A 17961-nucleotide genomic window follows, 5' to 3' on the forward strand; every position below is an offset into this window, starting at 1 on the left:
GCTGGTGCTGAGGGCAGCCGTGACAATGACTTCGTAAAGTTGCGAGAGCTTCAGTTCTCGGTAGATGCAGGTCGCAACGAACAACGCATACACCGCAACGACCACGGCAGCCTCGGTCGGGGTGAAGACACCAAACCGCAAGCCGACGATGATGATGACCGGAAGCATCAGCGCCCAAAATCCCTCGGCGACGGTTCCGACGACCTCCCGCAGCGACTTCCGAGGCGGGCTTGCAATGTTCTCGTCGCGGGCAACCCACCACCAGGCGAAGCAAAGGCCGACGCCCAATAGGAGCCCGGGAACGATCCCGGCAAGAAACAGCTTGGAGATCGAGACGCCGGCGGCGACTCCGAACAACACGAAGCCGATACTCGGGGGGATGATGGGAGCGATAATCCCTCCCGCCGCGACCAGACCGGCCGCGTACATCTTCTTATGACCTGCCGCGACCATCATCGGAACCAGCAGGGCGGCAAGCGCTGCCGCGTCCGCCGCCGCCGAACCGGACAGTGAGGCGAGCGCGCAGGATGCCAGGATCGCCACATAGCCCAACCCGCCGCGCACGTGGCCGACAAGCGCCAATGCGATGTCCACGATGCGCTTGGCGAGGCCGCCTTTGTTCATGATCTCGCCCGCGAGCATGAAGAATGGCACCGCCATCAGCGGGAAACTGTCAGCACCGTTGATGATGTTCTGCGCGATGATCTGCGAGTCGAATATGTCGAGGGAGTGCATCAAGGCGACGCCGCAGACGATCAGCGCAAAAGCGATCGGCATGCCGAGCGCCATGGCACCAAGGAGAGAGAATGTGAAGACGGCGATCGTCATGCTGCAAATTGGACGAGACCCGGAGCCGAGGCGGTCAGGTGTGCTCGTCGCTTTCCTTCACGGTGATGAGTTCCTCGTCCTGTGCCGTGCCGGTCATGACGCGAATCAGGTCGTGGGCGAGAATGACCGCGGCGGAGACGCCGAAGACCAGCCCGGACGAATAATAGAACAGGCCGACCGAGATCCCTGAAGCCGGCGCGGTGTCGTGAAAAGTCAAGACCGCCTGCTTCCAGCTTCCGAGCGTCAGCAGCCAGTCGGCGTACAGCATCAACAGGTAGCTGACCACGAAGCAGATGAACCTGCCTCTGGGTGGAAGGGCGCGCACGAGCGTGTCGACGCCGAGATGCGCGTGCTGACGCAACGCAACGATAGCACCGAGAAAGGTCAGCCAGACCAGCAGCCAGCGCGACAGTTCCTCGGAAATCGCGATGCCGGAGTTGAAGACGTATCGCAGCACGACGTTGCTGAAGACCAGCACGACCATCGCCGCGAGGCAGACGGCGATCGCTGCCTTCAGCACCTCGCAATAGAAGTCGAGCACCCTTGCCATTGCCGATCACCACTCAATCAGTTGGTCGTGCTGCGAATGCGCGCGAGCTCGGCGTTGAACAGCTTGACCTTCTCCTGATCGTATTCGCTCGAGAATTTTTCTATGACCGGCTTCACCGCTTCCTGCATGCGGGCGTATTCTGCCGGCGCGATGTCGTTGAATTGCATCCCTTTTGATTTGAGCTCGTCCAGCGCCTGGCCGGCGGCACGCTTGGTCTGCTCACGCTGATACTGAACGGTCTCCGCGTAGGTATCGCGGAACATCTTCTGCTCTTCGGGCGAGAGCTTGTCCCAGAACTTCTTGCTCACGATGATGATGTTCTGGGTAAACGTGTGGTTCGTGGCAGACACGTATTTCTGCACCTCATAGAACTTGTTCGACAGGATGACGCTGTACGGGTTCTCCTGGCCGTCGACCGTCTTGTTCTCGAGCGCGGTATAGAGCTCGCCGAACGCCATCGGCACCGGGTTGGCTTTGAAGGCCTTGAACGTGTCCAGATAGACCGGATTGGGAATCACACGAAGCTTCAGCCCGGCGAAATCCTCGAGCTTTGCCACTGGCCCTCTGCTGTTGGTGACATTGCGAAAACCCAGGCCCCAGTAGCCGAGTGCAACCAGATCCTTGTCGGGCAACATGTCCATCATTGCCTTGCCGAACGGGCCATCGGCGAGGGCGGTGGCCTGGTCAAACGTGGCGACAATGAAAGGGAAATCGAACAATCCAAGCTCCTTGACGACGCCGGCGAGCGACGTTGTCGAGGCCGAGAACACTTCCTGGGTGCCACCGCGGACCGCGGACTGCTGCTGCAACTCGTTTCCGAGTTGCGAGGCGGGAAACTCGCGGATCTTGAGCTTGCCGCCGCTCTTCGCGGCAAGCACTTCCGCGAACTTCTGCACGCCAAGGCTGACCGGGTGATCGGTATTGTTGAGGTGACCCCAGCGGATAATCCGCTCCTGCACCTCTGCGGCGGCCGGCAAAGCGGCGAGGACTACACTCACCGTGAGGGCCGCCAAGCCCAGCATCTTCCGCCCCATACTGACCTCCCTTGCGCATGTTGCGGGTTTGTCCCGCAGGTTCATTGTCATTTGCGAGCAGCAAATCATATGAGGAAAATGGAGTCAAATGATGAAAATGATTTTATCATACGACCTGGATAGTATATTAGGATGCGGCCCGCAGCCGAGACGCGCGGGAGCACCGACGCCAAGAGCAATGCGATGCCTTTGATCGATAAGGAAGAATTGGCGGTCGGCGACGACTGCTACCGCAAGATCCGCACCGACATCATCTTCGGCCAGCTTCGCCCCGCGCATAAGCTCAAGCTCGAAGCGCTACGCGAGGCCTATCGTGTGAGCGTCAGTACGCTCCGTGAGATTCTGAGCCGGTTGACTGCGGAGGGGTTCGTGACCGCAGAAGGCAAGCGGGGCTTCGAGGTCGCCGCGGTCTCAGCCGAGAACCTGCGCGAGCTTGCCGGCTTGCGGCTGCTGCTCGAGTCACACGCGATGGTGACCTCCTTCGCCAATGCCGATGTCGAATGGGAGGGCCGCGTCGTCTCGGCACATCACAAGCTCGCCTCGACAGAGCGGCTCATGGAATCCGGGATCGGCGAGCCGGAACAATGGAAACGCTACGACGGCGAATTCCATCAAGCCCTGATTTCGAATTGCGGATCGCGCGTTCTGATGGAAACGCACAGCCTCGCCTTCGACAAGTACTTCCGCTATCAAATGGTGGCGTTCAGTTATCGCGGCTCGGAGCCGGCCGAGCAGCACAAGGCGTTGCTCGAGTGCGCCCTGAAGCGCGACGCCGAAACCGCAAAGAAGGTGCTCGCCGCTCACGTCAACAACTGCATTGACCACGCACTTGCCAATAGCTCGCTCTGACGAGCAGCGGAGCCATGACGGTAACGATCATTGCCGCGCAGAAGGTGGAAACGGCAGTAGAAGCCGCCGATGTTCTGGGCGAGACACCGCTGTGGTGCGACCGCTCCGGCAGGCTCTGGTGGGTCGACATCGAACGCCAGCTTCATCAATCCTTCGATCCAGCGACGGGCGCTCACCAAGCATCCCGTTATGACTGCCGGTTTCTCGGAAGCCAGGCGCTGACATCGGATGGCTCTCATATCCTCGCGCACGATCTGAGCTTGCGACGCCGCGAGGCGGCGAGTGGGCTGCTGAGCCATTTTTGCGACGTCGAATACGGGTTGGACAACCGCCTCAACGATGGACGGGTCGATGCGCGGGGTCGTCTATGGATCGGGACGATGGACAATCATCTGCAGCGGCCGAGCGGCTCATTGTACCGCGTCGAAGGCAACGGCACGGTGACACGCATTTTCGGCGACGTCATCGTCAGCAACGGCATCGCGTTTTCACCCGATAATCGCACGCTCTATTTCACCGATACGCGCCGATATCGGACGTGGCAATTCGACTTCGACATTGATGACGGCACGATCCGCAACCGGCGGGTCCTTGCCGACTACACGGCATCCGGCGAGCGGCCGGATGGCGCATGCGTCGATACCGAGGGCGGTTTGTGGACAGCGTTCTTCTCAGGCGGACGGGTTGCACGATACAGGCCGGACGGCAGGATCGACACGGTCATTCCCATGCCGGTGACCAATCCCACATGCGTCTGCTTCGGCGGCAGCGATCTGAGAACGATGTATGTCAGCAGTGCGAGAAAGTTTCTGGACCATCAGCAGCTGAGCAGGGAACCCCAGGCAGGACACCTGCTGGCTGTTCACGGGATCGCGCAGGGGCTCCCCGAACACCGGTTCTCAAACAATTTGCCCGGCTGATCGAGCTTGCGCCCTCTTTCTCCGCCGCATCACTCCGGGAAACCGAACAGCTTGGCGGGATTTCGCACCAGGATGTTGTTCAGGGTGGCCTCATCGGGCGCGTAGCGATACATCAGTTCGAGCAATTCCGCATCGTTGGGCGGCTGGACCACCGACACGGGATGCGGCCAGTCGCTCGCCCAGACGCAGCGATCCGGTGCCGCCTCGATATAGGCTTGGGCGATCGGTATGACATCATTCCATTGTGGCCCCGCCTTGGAGATCTTTTCGCCGAGCGACAGCATCACCCAGAAGTTTCCTTTCGACAGAAGCTCGAGCACCTTGCGCAGATTGGGATCGTCCTTGCCGCGCGCGGGGTCTGGACGCCCCATGTGGTCGATCAGCACCGGCACATCCAGCGCCTGGTATTTTTCCACGCTCGAGATGATGCCGTCCTTTTCCGGCTGAATTTTCGCGTACCAGCCCAGCTCTCGAATCCGGGCGATGGCCCGCGCGAAATCCTGGTCCGAGAGCACCGCGCCGAGCTCCTGGCGGAAGCTAAACCGCGCACCACGCACGCCCGCATCGTGCAGTTTCGCCAGGTAGCTATCATCGGCCTCGGCAAACACCAGCGCGTTGGCGCAGCCTCGATAGTTTGGCCCCATCCCGGCAAGGCCATCCAGCACCACGCGATGATCGGCGCCGTACGTCGTCGTCTGCACGATGACGCCGCGCTCGATTCCGAGCGCCTTGTGCATCCGGAGTGCGGCCTCCCAGGTTGCGGTCGGCATCTGATAGGCCGCGCCAGGGCGGATCGGATATTTCTCGACCGGTCCCAGGACGTGGAATTGGCTGTCGATGGTCTTCGGCGGCGGCGGTTTCGAAGGCTGACGCGGGTTTGGCTCGAACGGAAGATAGGTTGGCACCGGCCGCTCCTTTCAGTCGATAACGGCGACGAAGTCGCATTGCACGAGCGCCCCGCCTTCCATGTCCATCTGCAAGGCGTGACGGGCCGGCCGCGAATGCTCGTCCGGAAACATCTTTAGCCACTCGGCATTGACCGGCGCGCGCTGCGAACGGTCCTGCAGCCACACTGTCATTTTGATGATGTCGTCGCTCGTGCCGCCCGCCGCTTCCACGGTTGCCTTCATGTGCGCGAACATGTTGCCACATTGCGCCTCGAGCGTTGCCGGCATCTCGCCGGTTTCGGGATCGCGGCCGAGAATGACACCCGACATGACGAGATTGCCGATCCGACACGCATTAGGAATTGGATTTGAATGCTTGAAGCCTCCGATGTGGATGCTGCGGCGCCGTCCATCACGTGCCATGGCTGCTCTCTTTCATCAAACGAACTGGCAGGACACCGAGCCGAATGACCCATAGTCGGCGTGGAAAGTATCGCCGCGCCTGATCTCCAGCGGGCGCGTGAAGGAGCCCGCCAGAACGATTTCGCTGGCGGCGAGATGTTCATCATGGGGAGCGAGGCGATTGGCGAGCCAGGCGATGCCATTTGCCGGGTGGTTGAGGACGCCCGCTGCGAGCCCGGTCTCCTCGACTTGGCCGTTGCGAAACAACAGCGCGCCGATCCAGCGCAGGTCGAAATCCAGCGGCCGGATGGGGCGGCCGCCGATCACGAGAGCGGCATTTGCAGCATTGTCCGAGATCGTATCGGCGACCGTGCGCGTCTGGCCGGTGTCCGGATCCACGCGATGCATGCGCGTTTCAAGAATCTCCAGTGCGGGCGTGACGTAGTCGGTCGCATTGAGCACATCGAAGATCGAACAATCGGGTCCACGTAACGCCGATTTCAACACGAAGGCCAGCTCGACCTCAATCCGAGGTGCCCGGAACCGATCGAATGGTATTGCGCTCGCATCGGGATAGAACATGTCGGCGAACAAGACGCCGTAGTCCGGCTCGGCAATGCCGACCGCGCTTTGCATGGCCTTCGATGTGAGGCCGATCTTGTGCCCCTTGATGACGCGGTTACGCGCGAGTTGCAGGCGCGTCCAGGCGCGCTGGATCGCGTAAGCGTCCTCGACGGTCATGTCGGGATAGTCACGCGTGAACATTCGAGTGAGCGATTTGGTCCGCTCGGCTTCATCGAGCCGCTGGGCGAGCGTGTTTATGGTGGACGGATCCAGCATCAGTCTACCCTTCGGCAACGACAGTATTGCGCAGAGTACCGATGCGCGAGGATTCCACCTCGACGACATCGCCTGGCTTTAGCCAGCGCGGCGGGTCGAAGCGCGCGCCGGCGCCCGTCGGCGTACCGGTCGCGATCAGATCTCCGGGCTTGAGTGTGGCGAAAGTGGAGAGATAGGAGATGAGATAGTCGAACGGGAACATGAGGCGTTCCGTACTGTCCTGCTGCCGGACCTCGCCGTTGACGCGAGTGACGATGTCATGTGGACCGTGCGGATCGCATTCATCCGATGTGACGATCCACGGCCCAATGCTGCCGGATCGGTCGAAATTCTTGCCTTGCGTGACGTTGAACTTGCCATGGCGCAGCCAGTCCCGCACGGTACCCTCATTGCACAGAGTCATCCCGAAGATATGCGACCACGCCTGATCTCTTTGAATGTGACGGCCGCCCTGCCCGATGACGATGACCAGTTCGCCCTCATAGTCGAGTTGCTCCGACACCCGCGGCTTCTCGAGGGGCTGGCCTGAGCCGACCACGGAGGAGGGATTGCGAGCGAACAGGCTCGGATATTTCGGCAGGTCGGAATTGTCCCTGTATTCCGCGTTACGATCGGTGTAGTTCACCCCAATGCACCACAGCTTTTCGGGCGCCGGAATCGGCGGCAACAGCGACAGCTGTTCGAGCGCGTGGTCGGGGCGAGCGCGGCCGACCTCCTCCCGCGCGAGGGCAAGTCCGTTTCCGGCGATCAGCGCCCGCAAATCCGGAAACCTGTCTCCGATGCGGCTGGTCAGATCCACCACGCCGGCCTCCGTCGCCGCACCGTAGCGAGCACTTCCATTCGTCGCGTAACTGAGTAGCCGCATTCTGATCATCTCCCGAGTTGTTCGGCGGACCGGCCGTTCGCAGGTACCGCATCGCTCGACAACTCACGCCCGCGCGTTTCCGGGAGCGATAACGTCACTGCAAGAAAGACGACGATCGCGGGCACCACCACCAGCATGCCCAGGGCAAGCTGGCCGTCAAAGCTGGCCGCCGCGAGCGGAACGATCACCGGCGCGAGACTTCCGACGCCGCGTCCCGCCATGTAGATGAACGAAACGGCCGTTGAGCGGACCTCTATCGGATAGATCTCCGACAGCCACGTCCCGACCACACCCAGAGCCGAGTTTCCGATCACGAAGGCGATATAGGTCCAGAACATCGGGAAGCCGAAAACGTCGCCGGCGAATTTCTGGTTCCCGAACGTGTAGATGCCGAAAGCCATGACGCCCCAAGCGAGCCCCGGCAGCAATGCGCCGAAACGGCGGCCGAACGCGTCATTGAGCGCGCCCATGCTGATATAGGAGCAGCCTCCCACGACCGATGCGATCACTGAAATGTTGCGGACCACCTCGGGTGGAGTGGCGAGCGACTTTTGCATCAGCGTCGGCATGAAGACGACGACACCGTAATAGCAGAACATGTAAGCCATCATCCATGCGAGGCACATGATGGAGACCGGCAAGAGCCTGCCTTGGAACATCAGCAGAAGGGTGTTCGTGGTCGGCGCCTTGGTGGGGATCAACCCGCCCTTGCGCGCCCGATCGAACTGTAACCACGCCTTCGATTCCGGCATGAAGATGCGGATGAAGATCATGAGCAGGATTGGCGATCCGCCGGTGAGCAGCGCGATCCGCCAGCCCCATTCGAGGCTGAATGACGTGGTCGCCCAGATTCCCACAACGGAAGCGCCGGCGCTTGCGAGCACGGCGCTGCCCTGAATGAAGGCGCTGCCAATTCCACGCCGCTCCTTGTGCCAGGCTTCGTTGAACAAGACCATACCGGCGCCCCATTCGCCGCCGAGGCCTATGCCCGTGATGAACCGAAGGAGCGCCAGGCTGCCATAACTCCATGCGAAAGCTGACGCGATCGATCCGACCGCAAACACGCCGAGCGTAAGCTGCAGGGCCTGCTTGCGGCCGATACGATCGCCTAGCCACCCGAACAGGGCGCCGCCGATCACAGATCCGATCAGCGTGAGACTGGTGACGCTCGCGACCTCCGCGAGAGAGATGTGCAACGAGGCCTGTATCGAGCTCATCAAGAACGGCATGATCAGCACGTCGTACAGATCAAGCGCAAATCCGAGCATGCAGGAGAAGATGATGGCCGCCCGCTGGCCGACCGTGTATTCGGTATCTGGAGAACGCGAAAGGGTGTCGATCATGTTCTGTCGGTTGTGCTCTGCCGCTCGACCAGATGGCGTTCCGCCGTCGACTTCGGGGTCTGAAAGACCGTGCGAAGGGTGACGATGTCACCCAGCCTTGCATAGCGCGGTCCGCCGATGCGGGCGATTGGATCGAGCGCTTCCGTCTCGATCTTGCCGTTGGTCACCAGGCCGTCACGGACGTGAAACAGCACGACCTCGCCCACGATGAGCCGGCTTCTGGCCTCGCCAAACTCCAGGCATTGCCGAAAGCGACATTCCATCGCTACCGGCGGTGCGGCAAGCCGCGGTACCTTGATGGATTCGCTCGGCACCGTTTCCAGCTTGAGCTGTTCGACTTCGCTGACTTCCGGCGGATGCTCGACCGAACTTTCGTGCACCGCCTCCATCAGCTCGGTATTTGCGATGTGAATGACGTACTCCTCGGTGTCCAGAATGTTGTGCGCCGTATCCTTATACAGGCCGGCTTTTCGGCCGACGCTGATCGCGAGCATCGGCGGCTTCTGAGACACGAAAGTGAAGGCGCTGAACGGAGCGAGGTTGAGCACTCCGCTGCGGGAAAGGCTGGTTACCCAGGCGATCGGACGCGGTACGACGATGCCCGTCATCAGCCTATAGATCCGCTCCGCAGGAAGCTCTGAAGGATCTATCCGCATCGTCCTCTCTCCTCCAAAGCATCCGGGTAGTGCTACTCGGACCTCAGGTTCACCAGACGAGACGAACGAACGGAAGCCTTTTTCGCCCTCTTCGATGAGTCGGCCTTCGAGGGATGCACGTCCAGCATCACCGGGGCGTCGAAACGGTCATGACTGAAGGAAGTCCGCTCCGGCCGGGCCGACCTGGACACTCCTGAAGCTTGTCTGGAATAATGCGGGCTATGCTGCCGAGGCTCCCGCAGCGCGGGTAGGGAATCATCAGGCGGACTTTGCGTGAGCAATGAAGCGGCTGCAGCCTGGCTGATCACCGCCGGCAATACAGCAAACGCGACGCCGAAACGTCTCATCCCATCCTCCCAAAATGCGGCGAATGCAGGTTCGTCGTTCTTCACGCCGATCAAGTCGGCATCAGGTTAGCCCGATCATCGGATCCGCCACTTTACTTGTCGATCCAATTGTGCAGTTCTTGTCCACATTATGGACACGCGGCCCCAGCGATGAGAGCGGCACGCGCCGCCGAGCCGAAACCGGGTGCGCAGGCGATCCGGCGCGCACTTGCCGTGCTGCGCATCCTGGCATCGGGGCGTGAGCAAGGCGTCTCGCTGGCCGAAGTTGTCCGGGCGACCGGATTGACGCGTCCCACGGTGCATCGAATTGTGCATGTGTTGATAGAGGAAGGCATCGTCGAGCGAAACGAGAGGACGGGTTGTTACGCCGTCGGCGGCCAGGTCCCTGAACTGGCGCTCGCCCGTCCCTCTCGCACTGCGCTTCTTGTGGCGGCGGAGGACATTCTTGATCGGACTTCACGCCAGGTCGGCGATACGCTGTTCTTGACGGTGCGCACCGGCAATGACACGCTTTGCGTCGATCGCAGGATAGGCAGCCATCCAATCCAGGTGCTGTCAATTCAAGTCGGGGCGCGCCGGCCGCTTGGGGTCAGCAGCGCCGGCGTGGCGATCCTCGCAGCGATGCCTGCCCCGGAAGCGCGCCGGATCGTTGCAGCCAACGAGAAGCGATTTGCCGGCTACCGGACCGACGTCGCGACGATCGTTGCACAGATCGCGCTCGCCCGACGACGCGGGTACAATTTGCGAGACGTCGGGCTCGTCCAGGGAACGAAGTCGATCTCGACCTGGATCAAATCGGCCGATGGCCAGCCTGCCGCGGCGATCACGGTTTCAGCCGTGCGCGGCCGTTTAGGTCCGCGGCGTGAGCCGGAGGTCGCGGAGATCCTGCTCAAGGCGGCGCGTTCGATTCAGGAGAGACTTTGATTCCAACCGGGCGAGGTTGCGCAGATCTGCACATACTTCGGTATATTCCCATATGGAATGAGAATAAATGAAATTATATCGCTTTTGTGACTAGGTGGGAGCTCTATCGTCAATCGATGGGCCACTCGGGGTGTTTCCGCCGGCTGGCCGGTTCAGGACAAGGGGGACACATGGCATATCTGAACAGAGTGATCGTTGCTGCCGCACTCTTCTTGTGGGGTACGGGCCTCGTCCAAGCCGATCAGCTGTCCGATATCAAGGCCCGCGGCAAGCTCATCTGCGGTACGATCGGTACTATCGAGCCGTTCAGCTTCCAGGACCCTAAGACCCGCGAGACTGTCGGCTACGAGATCGATCTTTGCCAGAGCATCGCGAAATCGATCGGCGTGGGGCTTGAGGTCAAATTATTGGCGGTCGAAGCTCGAATTCCGGAACTCACGCAGGGCCGCGTCGACGTGCTCTCGGCTGCGATGGGGTATTCCGACGAACGCGCGAAACAGATCGACTACAGCCTGACCACCTTCGTGAGCCGCCAGATGTTGATGGTCAAGGCAGGCAGCGGCATTGCCAAGATCGACGATCTCAAGGACAAGAAGATCAGCGCGCCAAAAGGCTCGAGCTCCGAGAAGTATGTGCGGACGCTGCTCCCGGAGGCCAATGTTCTCACCTTCCAGGATCCGCCCAGCGCCTTTCTGGCCTTGCAGCAATCCAAGGTAAGCGCGCTGGTTCTTTCGGAGCTCGGTTTGATGAAGTTCAAGCAGCAGGCAGGCGAAGGACTCGAACTGGTAGCGCAGCCAGTCGCCATCGAATTTTGGGGCAGATGTATCCACAAGGATGAACCCGCGCTCCTGGCCGCCGTGAATGAGACCTTGAAACGACTCGAGACGTCAGGGGAAGGCGCGGCGATGTTCGAGAAGTGGTTCGGGAAAGACACGCCTTACAAGCTGACCCGCTCGTTCAAGCTCGATCAGCCAGTCGGAAATCCCGTGCTGGCGCCTTAGCTGCTCGATCCGGCCGGTGATGCGAATGATGGGGTATTCACTTGATTTCACCGCCGTCCTCGCCGGCGAACATCTGAAGTGGCTGTTGAGCGGCATCCAAGTGACGGCGGAATTGTTTGCCGGCGCCTGGGCTCTCGCCTTGCTGCTGGCGGTTGTCCTGATCGTCCTGAGAAACACCGGTCTGAGGCCTGCGCATTGGTTCGTCACCACCTATGTCGAGGTGCACCAAAACGTTCCGCTGCTGGTCCAGGTTCTGTTCTGGTATTTTGCCGTGCCGGAGCTCCTGCCTGCGCCGGCGCAGATCTGGCTGAACGAGCACAACAGCGAGTTCATCCTGGCGCTTCTCGCCTTGTCGTTCTGCATCGCTGCCTACATGTCCGAAGCGCTGCGCAGTGGCTTGCGCGCCATTCCGCCAACGCAATATGAGGCAAGCCGCGCGCTGGGCTTCGGCTATCTCTCCACCATGCGCTACGTCATTCTGCCGCAGGCCGCCCGGCTCTCGCTTCCCCCTCTCATCAATTACACCCTGCTGCTGTTCAAGAACACCAGCATCGCGATGGCGATCGGAGTTCATGAGCTGACCTACCAGTCGCGGCAAATCGAAAACGACACCTTCCGCACCTTTGAGGTTTTCGCCGTCGCAACCGCCATCTACCTGCTGAGCTCGTTCGCAATCATGGCGCTCGGCGCGCTCTACGAACGGCGGGCCGGTCTGCAGGCCCGGTAACGACGATGCTGCAAATCCTCCGCGACAACTGGGTTCTGTTTCTCATCGGGCAATACCCTGCAGGGCCGCTCGGTGGCCTCGCCGCAACCGTGCTCATCGCCGTTCTCGGGCTTGGCCTTTCCTTTCCTTGCGCCCTGCTGCTTGGACTTGGCCGCATCAGCCCGTTTCGCTCAATCCGAGCAGTCACCGCGATCATCGTGCACACGGTGCGCGGCACGCCGTTCCTCATGGTGATCTTCTGGAGCTACTTTGCGCTACCCATCATCATCGGGCATCCGATTGCCGGATTTCCAACGCTGGTCGGCGCGCTCGTCATATACGAGAGCGCTTATCTTGCGGAGATAGTGCGCTCTGGGATCGAGGCCCTCCCCAAGGGACAGATCGAGGCCGCTCGCTCGCTGGGCCTGAACTATCGCCAGGCGATGATGTCGGTCGTGCTGCCGCAGGCGCTCTACAACTCGCTGCCCACCATGATGAGCCAGTTCGTCTCGCTGATAAAGGAGACCTCGCTCGGCTATGTGATCAGCGTCAACGAGTTCACCTTTGCCGCCGCTCAGGTCAACAGCAGGCTTCTGACCAAGCCCGTGCAGGTCTTCTCCATTCTCGCGCTCACCTATTTCCTGCTCTGCTTCGCGCTGACGCAATCGGCACGCGCCGTCGAGCGGCACATCGCCCGGCGTCGCCGCGAAGATCCTGCGGTCATACGTCCTCTGGAGTCCTTTGTCGTCGAGCCAGCCCCATGATCTCGTTCGAGAACGTCAGCAAGTGGTATGGTGCCCATCAATGCCTCGCGGACATCAACGCCACCGTGAACAGCGGCGAGGTCGTTGTGGTCTGCGGACCGTCGGGCTCCGGGAAGACCACGCTGATCCGAACCATCAACAGGCTCGAGCCCATCCAGGGCGGACGCATCGTCGTCAACGGCCAGGACGTGCATTCGTCAGCAACCGACCTGAACCGGCTGCGCAGCGGCATCGGTTTCGTGTTTCAGCAGTTCAATCTCTTCCCGCATATGAGCGTGATCGACAATATCATCCTGGCGCCGCGGAAGCTGCGCGGTTTGTCGCGCGAGGCCGCGAGCGAAGCCGCGAGGAAGCTGCTCGCCCGCGTGGGACTCGCCGACAAGGCGAATTCATATCCCGGCCAGCTCTCGGGCGGACAGAGCCAGCGCGTCGCTATCGCGCGCGCTTTGGCAATGGACCCGCCGATCATCCTGTTCGATGAGCCCACCAGCGCGCTGGATCCAGAAATGGTCGGCGAAGTGCTGTCCGTGATCAAGGACCTCGCGCACAGCGGGATCACAATGATGTGCGTGACACACGAAATGGGCTTCGCGAGAGAGGTCGCGGACCGCATCTGGTTCATGGACCGCGGAACAATCCTCGAGGATGCGCCGCCTTCAGAGTTTTTCTCACGCCCCAATCACCCGCGCGCCCAGCGCTTTCTTTCCGAGCTCCGCCACTGAATAGGAACTCGGGCGCATCGGGCTTCACAGCGGTCTCGTGGCGCGCACCATCGGCTCGCGGAGTCATCGAGCCATCTCAGCGAGGATTTCGTCCTGTCCACCAGCCAAACACGGCGATAGCCGCGTGCGAAAAATTAGGCCTGAAGCTGTCGGCTGAAGTCGCATGCCTTGCGGGCGAGTTCGGCAACCGCGGCGGTGAAAGCGGATGGACGGTCGTTCCGATACATCGCCGCGTAGGGTACCGCAGGCAGAGCCGGCTTGACTGGGACGATGCTGAGCTTCTTGCTATCAAACAGAGGACGGAAGCACTGCCGCGGCAGATAGCAGACCCCGAGGCCCGCGACCGCCAGACCGACGAGCGCCATTAAGCTGTCGCTCGAAATCGCGCGTTGGAATACAACGCCATTTGCCTTCAGCCACTTGCCGTAAAACATGCCGGAACCTGAGCGGGCGCCCTGAGTCAAGATCGTATGTTCGGCAAGTTGGTCGAACCCGAGGGAGCGACGCGCCTTGACGAGGCCCGGCCGCGCTGTCCAGACATTTTGCACGTCGCCTACCCGAACCGATGTGATTTCGGGATGAGAAAACGCTTCAGGAATGACGATCACGTCGATCGTATCCTCAGCGAGCCGATCATAAAGGTCGGAACTCCTTTCGACTTCGGGTACGATCGTGACCGTCGGGTAGGCCTCGCGCAAGGCCGAAACAAGTCGGGGCAGCCAGGTAAGCGCGGACAATTCCGTCACACCAAGCCTGAGACGACGCGCCGGAATCTGCTTTCCGTCCTTCAGCTCGAGGATCTGATCTTGCAGCGCCAGCATCTGGCGTCCCAGCGCCAGGATCAGCTCTCCCTTCTCGGTGAGGCGCGCGCCGCGTTGATTGCGGTCGAACAAGGGTACACTCGCCGAGGCCTCCAACTCCTGGATTCTCTTTGAGATCGCCGACTGCGTCGTATTGAGCTTTGCCGCTGCGCGCTCAAAGGTGCCGAGCTGAGCGATCCAGTTGAGTGCTTCGAGTTGCTTCAATGTGATCATGACGCGCGAGCCCAGCGAAAAACCAGCATGAGAAAAAGCGATCTATCGGAATGAGTTTTTATCGGTTTTTTGAATTGCGGGCTATCCCTATTGTCGCGACCGTCTCATAGCTGGGGACGAGCATCTGCCTGGAGTTCTATCGATGCCGTTGAGGCTCGCCGAACGTGTCGCAAGAATGAAACCATCCGCGAGCATCGCGGCCAAGCATAAGGTGACTGAACTGCTCGCTGCTGGGAGGCAAGTCGTTGACTTCACCATCGGTGAGCCCGATCTCGAAACCCCGCCGCATATCATCGAAGCAGCCCTTGCCGCCATGCGACGCGGCGATACGCATTATACGCTGACGGCAGGCACGCCGTCCCTTCGTGAAGCGGTCTGCCGAAAGCTCGAACGTGACAGCGGTCTGACCTATTCCCCCGAGGAGGTTGTCGTCGGCTGCGGAGCCAAGCAGCTCATCTTCGAGGCGTTCGCAGCGACGCTCAACAAGGGGGACGAAGTCATCATTCCTGCACCCTACTGGGTCTCCTATCCTGATATCGTCGGCGTCAACGACGGAACGCCGGTCGTTGTCGAATGCGATGAAAACACCGGCTTCAAACTGGCACCTGCCGCCCTCGAAGCAGCGCTCACACCCAAGACCCGCTGGCTGATCCTCAATTCCCCGAACAATCCGACCGGCGCCGTCTATTCGCGGGATGAGCTTTCGGCCTTGGCACAGGTGCTGCGGCGGCATCCCGACGTCTGGCTCATGACCGACGAGATCTATGAGCATCTGGTCTATGACGAGGTCAAAACCGTCAACCCGGTGCAGGTCGATCCAGCTCTCAAGACGCGAACCCTTGTTATCAACGGCCTGTCAAAGGCACACGCGATGACCGGTTGGCGAGTCGGATACGCGGCAGGCCCCAACGAGGCGGTAAGTGCGATCGCCAAGCTGCTCGGTCAAAGCACGAGTTGCGCGAGTTCGATCAGCCAAGCCGCGGCCGTAGCCGCGCTTGAGGGGGATCAATCGCATGTTGGCGAGGCCGCCGCGATCTACAAGCGGCGTCGAAACCGAATGATCGAGCTCTTGAACGGCACGCCCGGGCTTCGTATCTCGGCGCCGGCCGGCGCATTCTATCTCTATCCCTCGGTCGGCGGGCTGATTGGCCGCAGAGCCAGTTCGGGCCAGACTCTGAGGACCGACCTTGATGTCACCGATTACCTGCTGGACCAAGCCAATGTTGCGGTGATGGATGGCAGCGCCTATGGGCTGTCGCCTTACCTGCGGCTCTCATTTGCGACGTCGTTGTCGGCCATCGAGATCGGCTGCACGCAGATCCGGCGGGCATGTGAGGCCCTGTTCTAGGCCGCGCCGCATTCAAGAGATCACAAAACTCCCGAACGCGACGAGATCCCTGCCGTGATTGGACGCCCAGAAAATCAGCGCACCGCTCCAGCCGATCCAAGCCTCATCGACGGCTTCAAGACGGCGGCAACCGCCATCATCAGCGATAACCTGAGCCGACTGCCTGGCGCAGCGAACCTCAGGCCGTTCTACACGGGCGGCACCATGGTCGGGACCGCGCTCACGGTGCGGACTGCAGCCGGAGACAACCTCTTCATCCACAGGGCCCTCGAGCTCATCCGCCCTGGGGACGTGCTCGTCGTCGACGGCGGCGGCGATGAATCACGCGCCCTGGTCGGTGAAATCATCGCGTTGATCGCCTCGACACGCGGCGCGGCGGGCATAGTGATCGATGGGGCTATCCGCGATTCGGCCGCACTGATGAAATCGAACTTTCCCATTTTCGCGCGCGCAGCCAACCATCGCGGGCCTTACAAGAACGGTCCTGGCGAAATCAACGTTCCGGTATCAATCGCGGGCTTAGTCGTTGAGCACGGCGACATCGTGGTTGGTGACCAGGACGGAGTGGTGGCATTCCCGCTGGCGATGGCGCCGGAGTTATTGAGCGCGGTGCGGGCTCAAGAGAAACGCGAAGAGGAGATGATGAAGAGCATTCGCGAAGGCCGCTATAGCGGCGCCTACGGCAAACGCTGACCGCGGATCAATCGCGCTCATGGAATGATCTAGGCCACGCGGCGTCGCCAAATCCGATGCTTGCGAGTTCGATGGACGCCACCCAGAACGCCAGCAAAATCGCGGGGCGACGGACGATCGGTCCTGCTGTCGACAAAAGCTCGGCCACGTGGCCCCACGGCCCGAATCTTCGCGCACGCGCGTTGTGGCATCGATCGGCCAGTCTGCGCGATATTTCAGTCGATCGGCGGCGGAGTTGCCTTTTCGTTCCGATCGAATCGGAACGGAAGACCCACGGTCAAAAGCTCGGTTTGACGCTCATTAGGGGTAACATCGCAAAAACTAGCCGCAACAGCCTTTGTCGCTACTCGTTGTCTTTGCTCTCGATTCGAACAATCGGATACAGAGAAGAGCACCGTGGCGTGGCGGAGAGAGTGTCCGCGATTCGGCGCAAGATATCCCTTTATCTTCAAATGGTTGAGTGATTTGCGCGCTAGCGGTTCCACAGAGTTACCCTCAGCCAATTGGCGGATTGGAACGGAAAAAGACGGACAACCGCGGCCAAGTGTGCCAAGCCGCGAAGTGTTACCAAATCTTTTTCATACCTCCAGGCCCCGGGGGGTTCACGTCGAGCAGTGCTTGGAGCGAGCTCACGAGCACTAACCGCCGACGTCCTACGGTTGTCGTAATGAGATGCCCTGTCCCAATTAACTCGTAAAGCTTCGTGCGTCCCAAGCCGGTGACCTCGCTTGCTTCGTTAATCGTGCAGGTGAGCCGTTGAACGAACGGAATCGACTTTGGTTCTCCAGATGACGGATTGGATGGAGCAATCGGCAACCCTTCGCTTCTGTCTCCCCCTCTTCGACTGTATCCCATGGCCCCTCCTACTTCACAAAGTGCTCGGCGGGACGAGAGTTTGCTGTGCGGCGATCAACGTCAATGCGGACGCCCGAGAGCTCCCGCGTACACTGGAGCACAGCGACGGCTGTTCGAGCGCATTTGGATATCAACTGCGGCATGGAATTTTTTCGCGATTGAGGAGGACTGGCGGGCGTTGCAGCGAATTGATTTTTCAGAGGCCTCCGTCAGCTTAGAGGGTTTCCGCGGTTGAATACTGTCAACGCACATTGGGACAAAAGGCAGCTCGAAGTGCTATTCAACTGCAATGGCTTTTCCGGCTCTAACGGGCCGCCCAGCCTTCAGGTCTGGCTACATCCCAGCGATTGCGAACCGCGCGTCATTCAATTAGGAGCGCTGTTCCGCGAACGA

21 protein-coding genes are annotated in these 17961 nt (G+C 60.7%); 10 read left to right on the forward strand and 11 right to left on the reverse strand.

Going from position 1 to position 17961, the window contains the following annotated elements; all coding sequences use genetic code 11:
• The 3 genes from JOZ76_RS00325 to JOZ76_RS00335 all read right to left on the reverse strand — a co-directional run.
• Positions 1-828, reverse strand: an 828-nt coding sequence (locus tag JOZ76_RS00325; protein WP_291696647.1) for a TRAP transporter large permease subunit, incomplete at its 3' end; no start/stop codon positions are given.
• A 34-nt stretch (positions 829-862) separates the two neighbouring features.
• Entirely contained in the window at positions 863-1378 is a 516-nt protein-coding gene (locus JOZ76_RS00330; protein WP_291696648.1) for a TRAP transporter small permease, read from the reverse strand.
• A gap of 17 nt (positions 1379-1395) precedes the next feature.
• On the reverse strand, positions 1396-2412 hold the full coding sequence (locus tag JOZ76_RS00335; RefSeq protein WP_291696649.1) for a TRAP transporter substrate-binding protein: 1017 nt from the start codon (positions 2410-2412) through the stop codon (positions 1396-1398).
• Positions 2413-2595: 183 nt separating this feature from the next.
• On the opposite strand from JOZ76_RS00335, the gene JOZ76_RS00340 reads away from it, so the two are divergent.
• On the forward strand, positions 2596-3261 hold the full coding sequence (locus JOZ76_RS00340; protein ID WP_291696650.1) for a GntR family transcriptional regulator: 666 nt from the start codon (positions 2596-2598) through the stop codon (positions 3259-3261).
• Between the two features lie 14 nt (positions 3262-3275).
• Complete coding sequence (locus JOZ76_RS00345) at positions 3276-4181, forward strand: SMP-30/gluconolactonase/LRE family protein (RefSeq protein ID WP_291696651.1); 906 nt, start codon at positions 3276-3278, stop codon at positions 4179-4181.
• Between the two features lie 29 nt (positions 4182-4210).
• Here the strand turns inward: JOZ76_RS00345 and JOZ76_RS00350 are convergent, their stop codons facing one another.
• The 6 genes from JOZ76_RS00350 to JOZ76_RS00375 are packed head-to-tail and all read right to left on the reverse strand — an operon-like array spanning position 4211 to position 9174.
• Positions 4211-5086 carry an amidohydrolase family protein gene (locus JOZ76_RS00350; RefSeq protein WP_291696652.1) on the reverse strand — a complete coding sequence of 292 codons (876 nt, stop codon included), beginning with the start codon at positions 5084-5086 and terminating at the stop codon, positions 4211-4213.
• Positions 5087-5098: 12 nt separating this feature from the next.
• Positions 5099-5491 carry a RidA family protein gene (locus JOZ76_RS00355; protein ID WP_291696653.1) on the reverse strand — a complete coding sequence of 131 codons (393 nt, stop codon included), beginning with the start codon at positions 5489-5491 and terminating at the stop codon, positions 5099-5101.
• 15 nt (positions 5492-5506) lie between these two features.
• Complete coding sequence (hpaH, locus tag JOZ76_RS00360) at positions 5507-6310, reverse strand: 2-oxo-hept-4-ene-1,7-dioate hydratase (RefSeq protein WP_291696654.1); 804 nt, start codon at positions 6308-6310, stop codon at positions 5507-5509.
• Positions 6311-6314: 4 nt separating this feature from the next.
• Positions 6315-7175: a fumarylacetoacetate hydrolase family protein gene (locus tag JOZ76_RS00365; RefSeq protein ID WP_291696655.1), complete on the reverse strand. Its 861-nt coding sequence runs from the start codon at positions 7173-7175 to the stop codon at positions 6315-6317.
• Positions 7176-7180: 5 nt separating this feature from the next.
• Positions 7181-8518 (reverse strand): MFS transporter, encoded by a 1338-nt coding sequence (locus JOZ76_RS00370; RefSeq protein WP_291696656.1) that lies wholly within the window; start codon positions 8516-8518, stop codon positions 7181-7183.
• Positions 8515-9174 (reverse strand): flavin reductase family protein, encoded by a 660-nt coding sequence (locus JOZ76_RS00375; protein WP_366938523.1) that lies wholly within the window; start codon positions 9172-9174, stop codon positions 8515-8517. The genes JOZ76_RS00370 and JOZ76_RS00375 overlap by 4 nt, the downstream gene beginning before the upstream one ends.
• 273 nt (positions 9175-9447) lie before the next feature.
• On the opposite strand from JOZ76_RS00375, the gene JOZ76_RS00380 reads away from it, so the two are divergent.
• The 6 genes from JOZ76_RS00380 (at position 9448) to JOZ76_RS00405 (ending at position 13638) form a co-directional block, all read left to right on the forward strand.
• Positions 9448-9591, forward strand: a complete 144-nt coding sequence (locus JOZ76_RS00380; protein WP_291696658.1) for a hypothetical protein — start codon at positions 9448-9450, stop codon at positions 9589-9591.
• A gap of 80 nt (positions 9592-9671) precedes the next feature.
• A complete protein-coding gene (locus tag JOZ76_RS00385; protein ID WP_291696659.1) occupies positions 9672-10445 on the forward strand; it encodes an IclR family transcriptional regulator in 774 nt (257 codons plus the stop codon).
• 170 nt (positions 10446-10615) lie between these two features.
• Positions 10616-11446, forward strand: a complete 831-nt coding sequence (locus tag JOZ76_RS00390) for an ABC transporter substrate-binding protein (protein WP_291696660.1) — start codon at positions 10616-10618, stop codon at positions 11444-11446.
• 28 nt (positions 11447-11474) lie between these two features.
• Positions 11475-12173, forward strand: coding sequence for an amino acid ABC transporter permease (locus JOZ76_RS00395; RefSeq protein ID WP_291696661.1), 699 nt, complete (start codon positions 11475-11477; stop codon positions 12171-12173).
• 5 nt (positions 12174-12178) lie between these two features.
• Positions 12179-12916, forward strand: coding sequence for an amino acid ABC transporter permease (locus JOZ76_RS00400; RefSeq protein ID WP_291696662.1), 738 nt, complete (start codon positions 12179-12181; stop codon positions 12914-12916).
• Positions 12913-13638, forward strand: a complete 726-nt coding sequence (locus tag JOZ76_RS00405; RefSeq protein WP_291696663.1) for an amino acid ABC transporter ATP-binding protein — start codon at positions 12913-12915, stop codon at positions 13636-13638. The genes JOZ76_RS00400 and JOZ76_RS00405 overlap by 4 nt, the downstream gene beginning before the upstream one ends.
• 134 nt (positions 13639-13772) lie before the next feature.
• Here the strand turns inward: JOZ76_RS00405 and JOZ76_RS00410 are convergent, their stop codons facing one another.
• A complete protein-coding gene (locus JOZ76_RS00410; protein WP_291696664.1) occupies positions 13773-14672 on the reverse strand; it encodes a LysR family transcriptional regulator in 900 nt (299 codons plus the stop codon).
• A 142-nt stretch (positions 14673-14814) separates the two neighbouring features.
• Here JOZ76_RS00410 and JOZ76_RS00415 point away from each other — a divergent pair, with 142 nt between their 5' ends.
• Both JOZ76_RS00415 and JOZ76_RS00420 read left to right on the forward strand, forming a co-directional pair.
• Positions 14815-16020 (forward strand): aminotransferase class I/II-fold pyridoxal phosphate-dependent enzyme, encoded by a 1206-nt coding sequence (locus tag JOZ76_RS00415; RefSeq protein ID WP_291696665.1) that lies wholly within the window; start codon positions 14815-14817, stop codon positions 16018-16020.
• A gap of 54 nt (positions 16021-16074) precedes the next feature.
• The gene (locus JOZ76_RS00420; protein ID WP_441299949.1) at positions 16075-16713 is read left to right on the forward strand and encodes an RraA family protein; all 639 of its coding nucleotides are present in this window, start codon (positions 16075-16077) and stop codon (positions 16711-16713) included.
• A 564-nt stretch (positions 16714-17277) separates the two neighbouring features.
• On the opposite strand, the gene JOZ76_RS38080 is transcribed toward JOZ76_RS00420, so the two are convergent.
• On the reverse strand, positions 17278-17568 hold the full coding sequence (locus tag JOZ76_RS38080; RefSeq protein ID WP_366113044.1) for a helix-turn-helix domain-containing protein: 291 nt from the start codon (positions 17566-17568) through the stop codon (positions 17278-17280).
• Positions 17569-17961: the final 393 nt, after the last annotated feature.

This window comes from Bradyrhizobium sp., from assembly GCF_019244115.1.
In the GTDB taxonomy this organism is placed as follows: Bacteria; Pseudomonadota; Alphaproteobacteria; order Rhizobiales; family Xanthobacteraceae; genus Bradyrhizobium.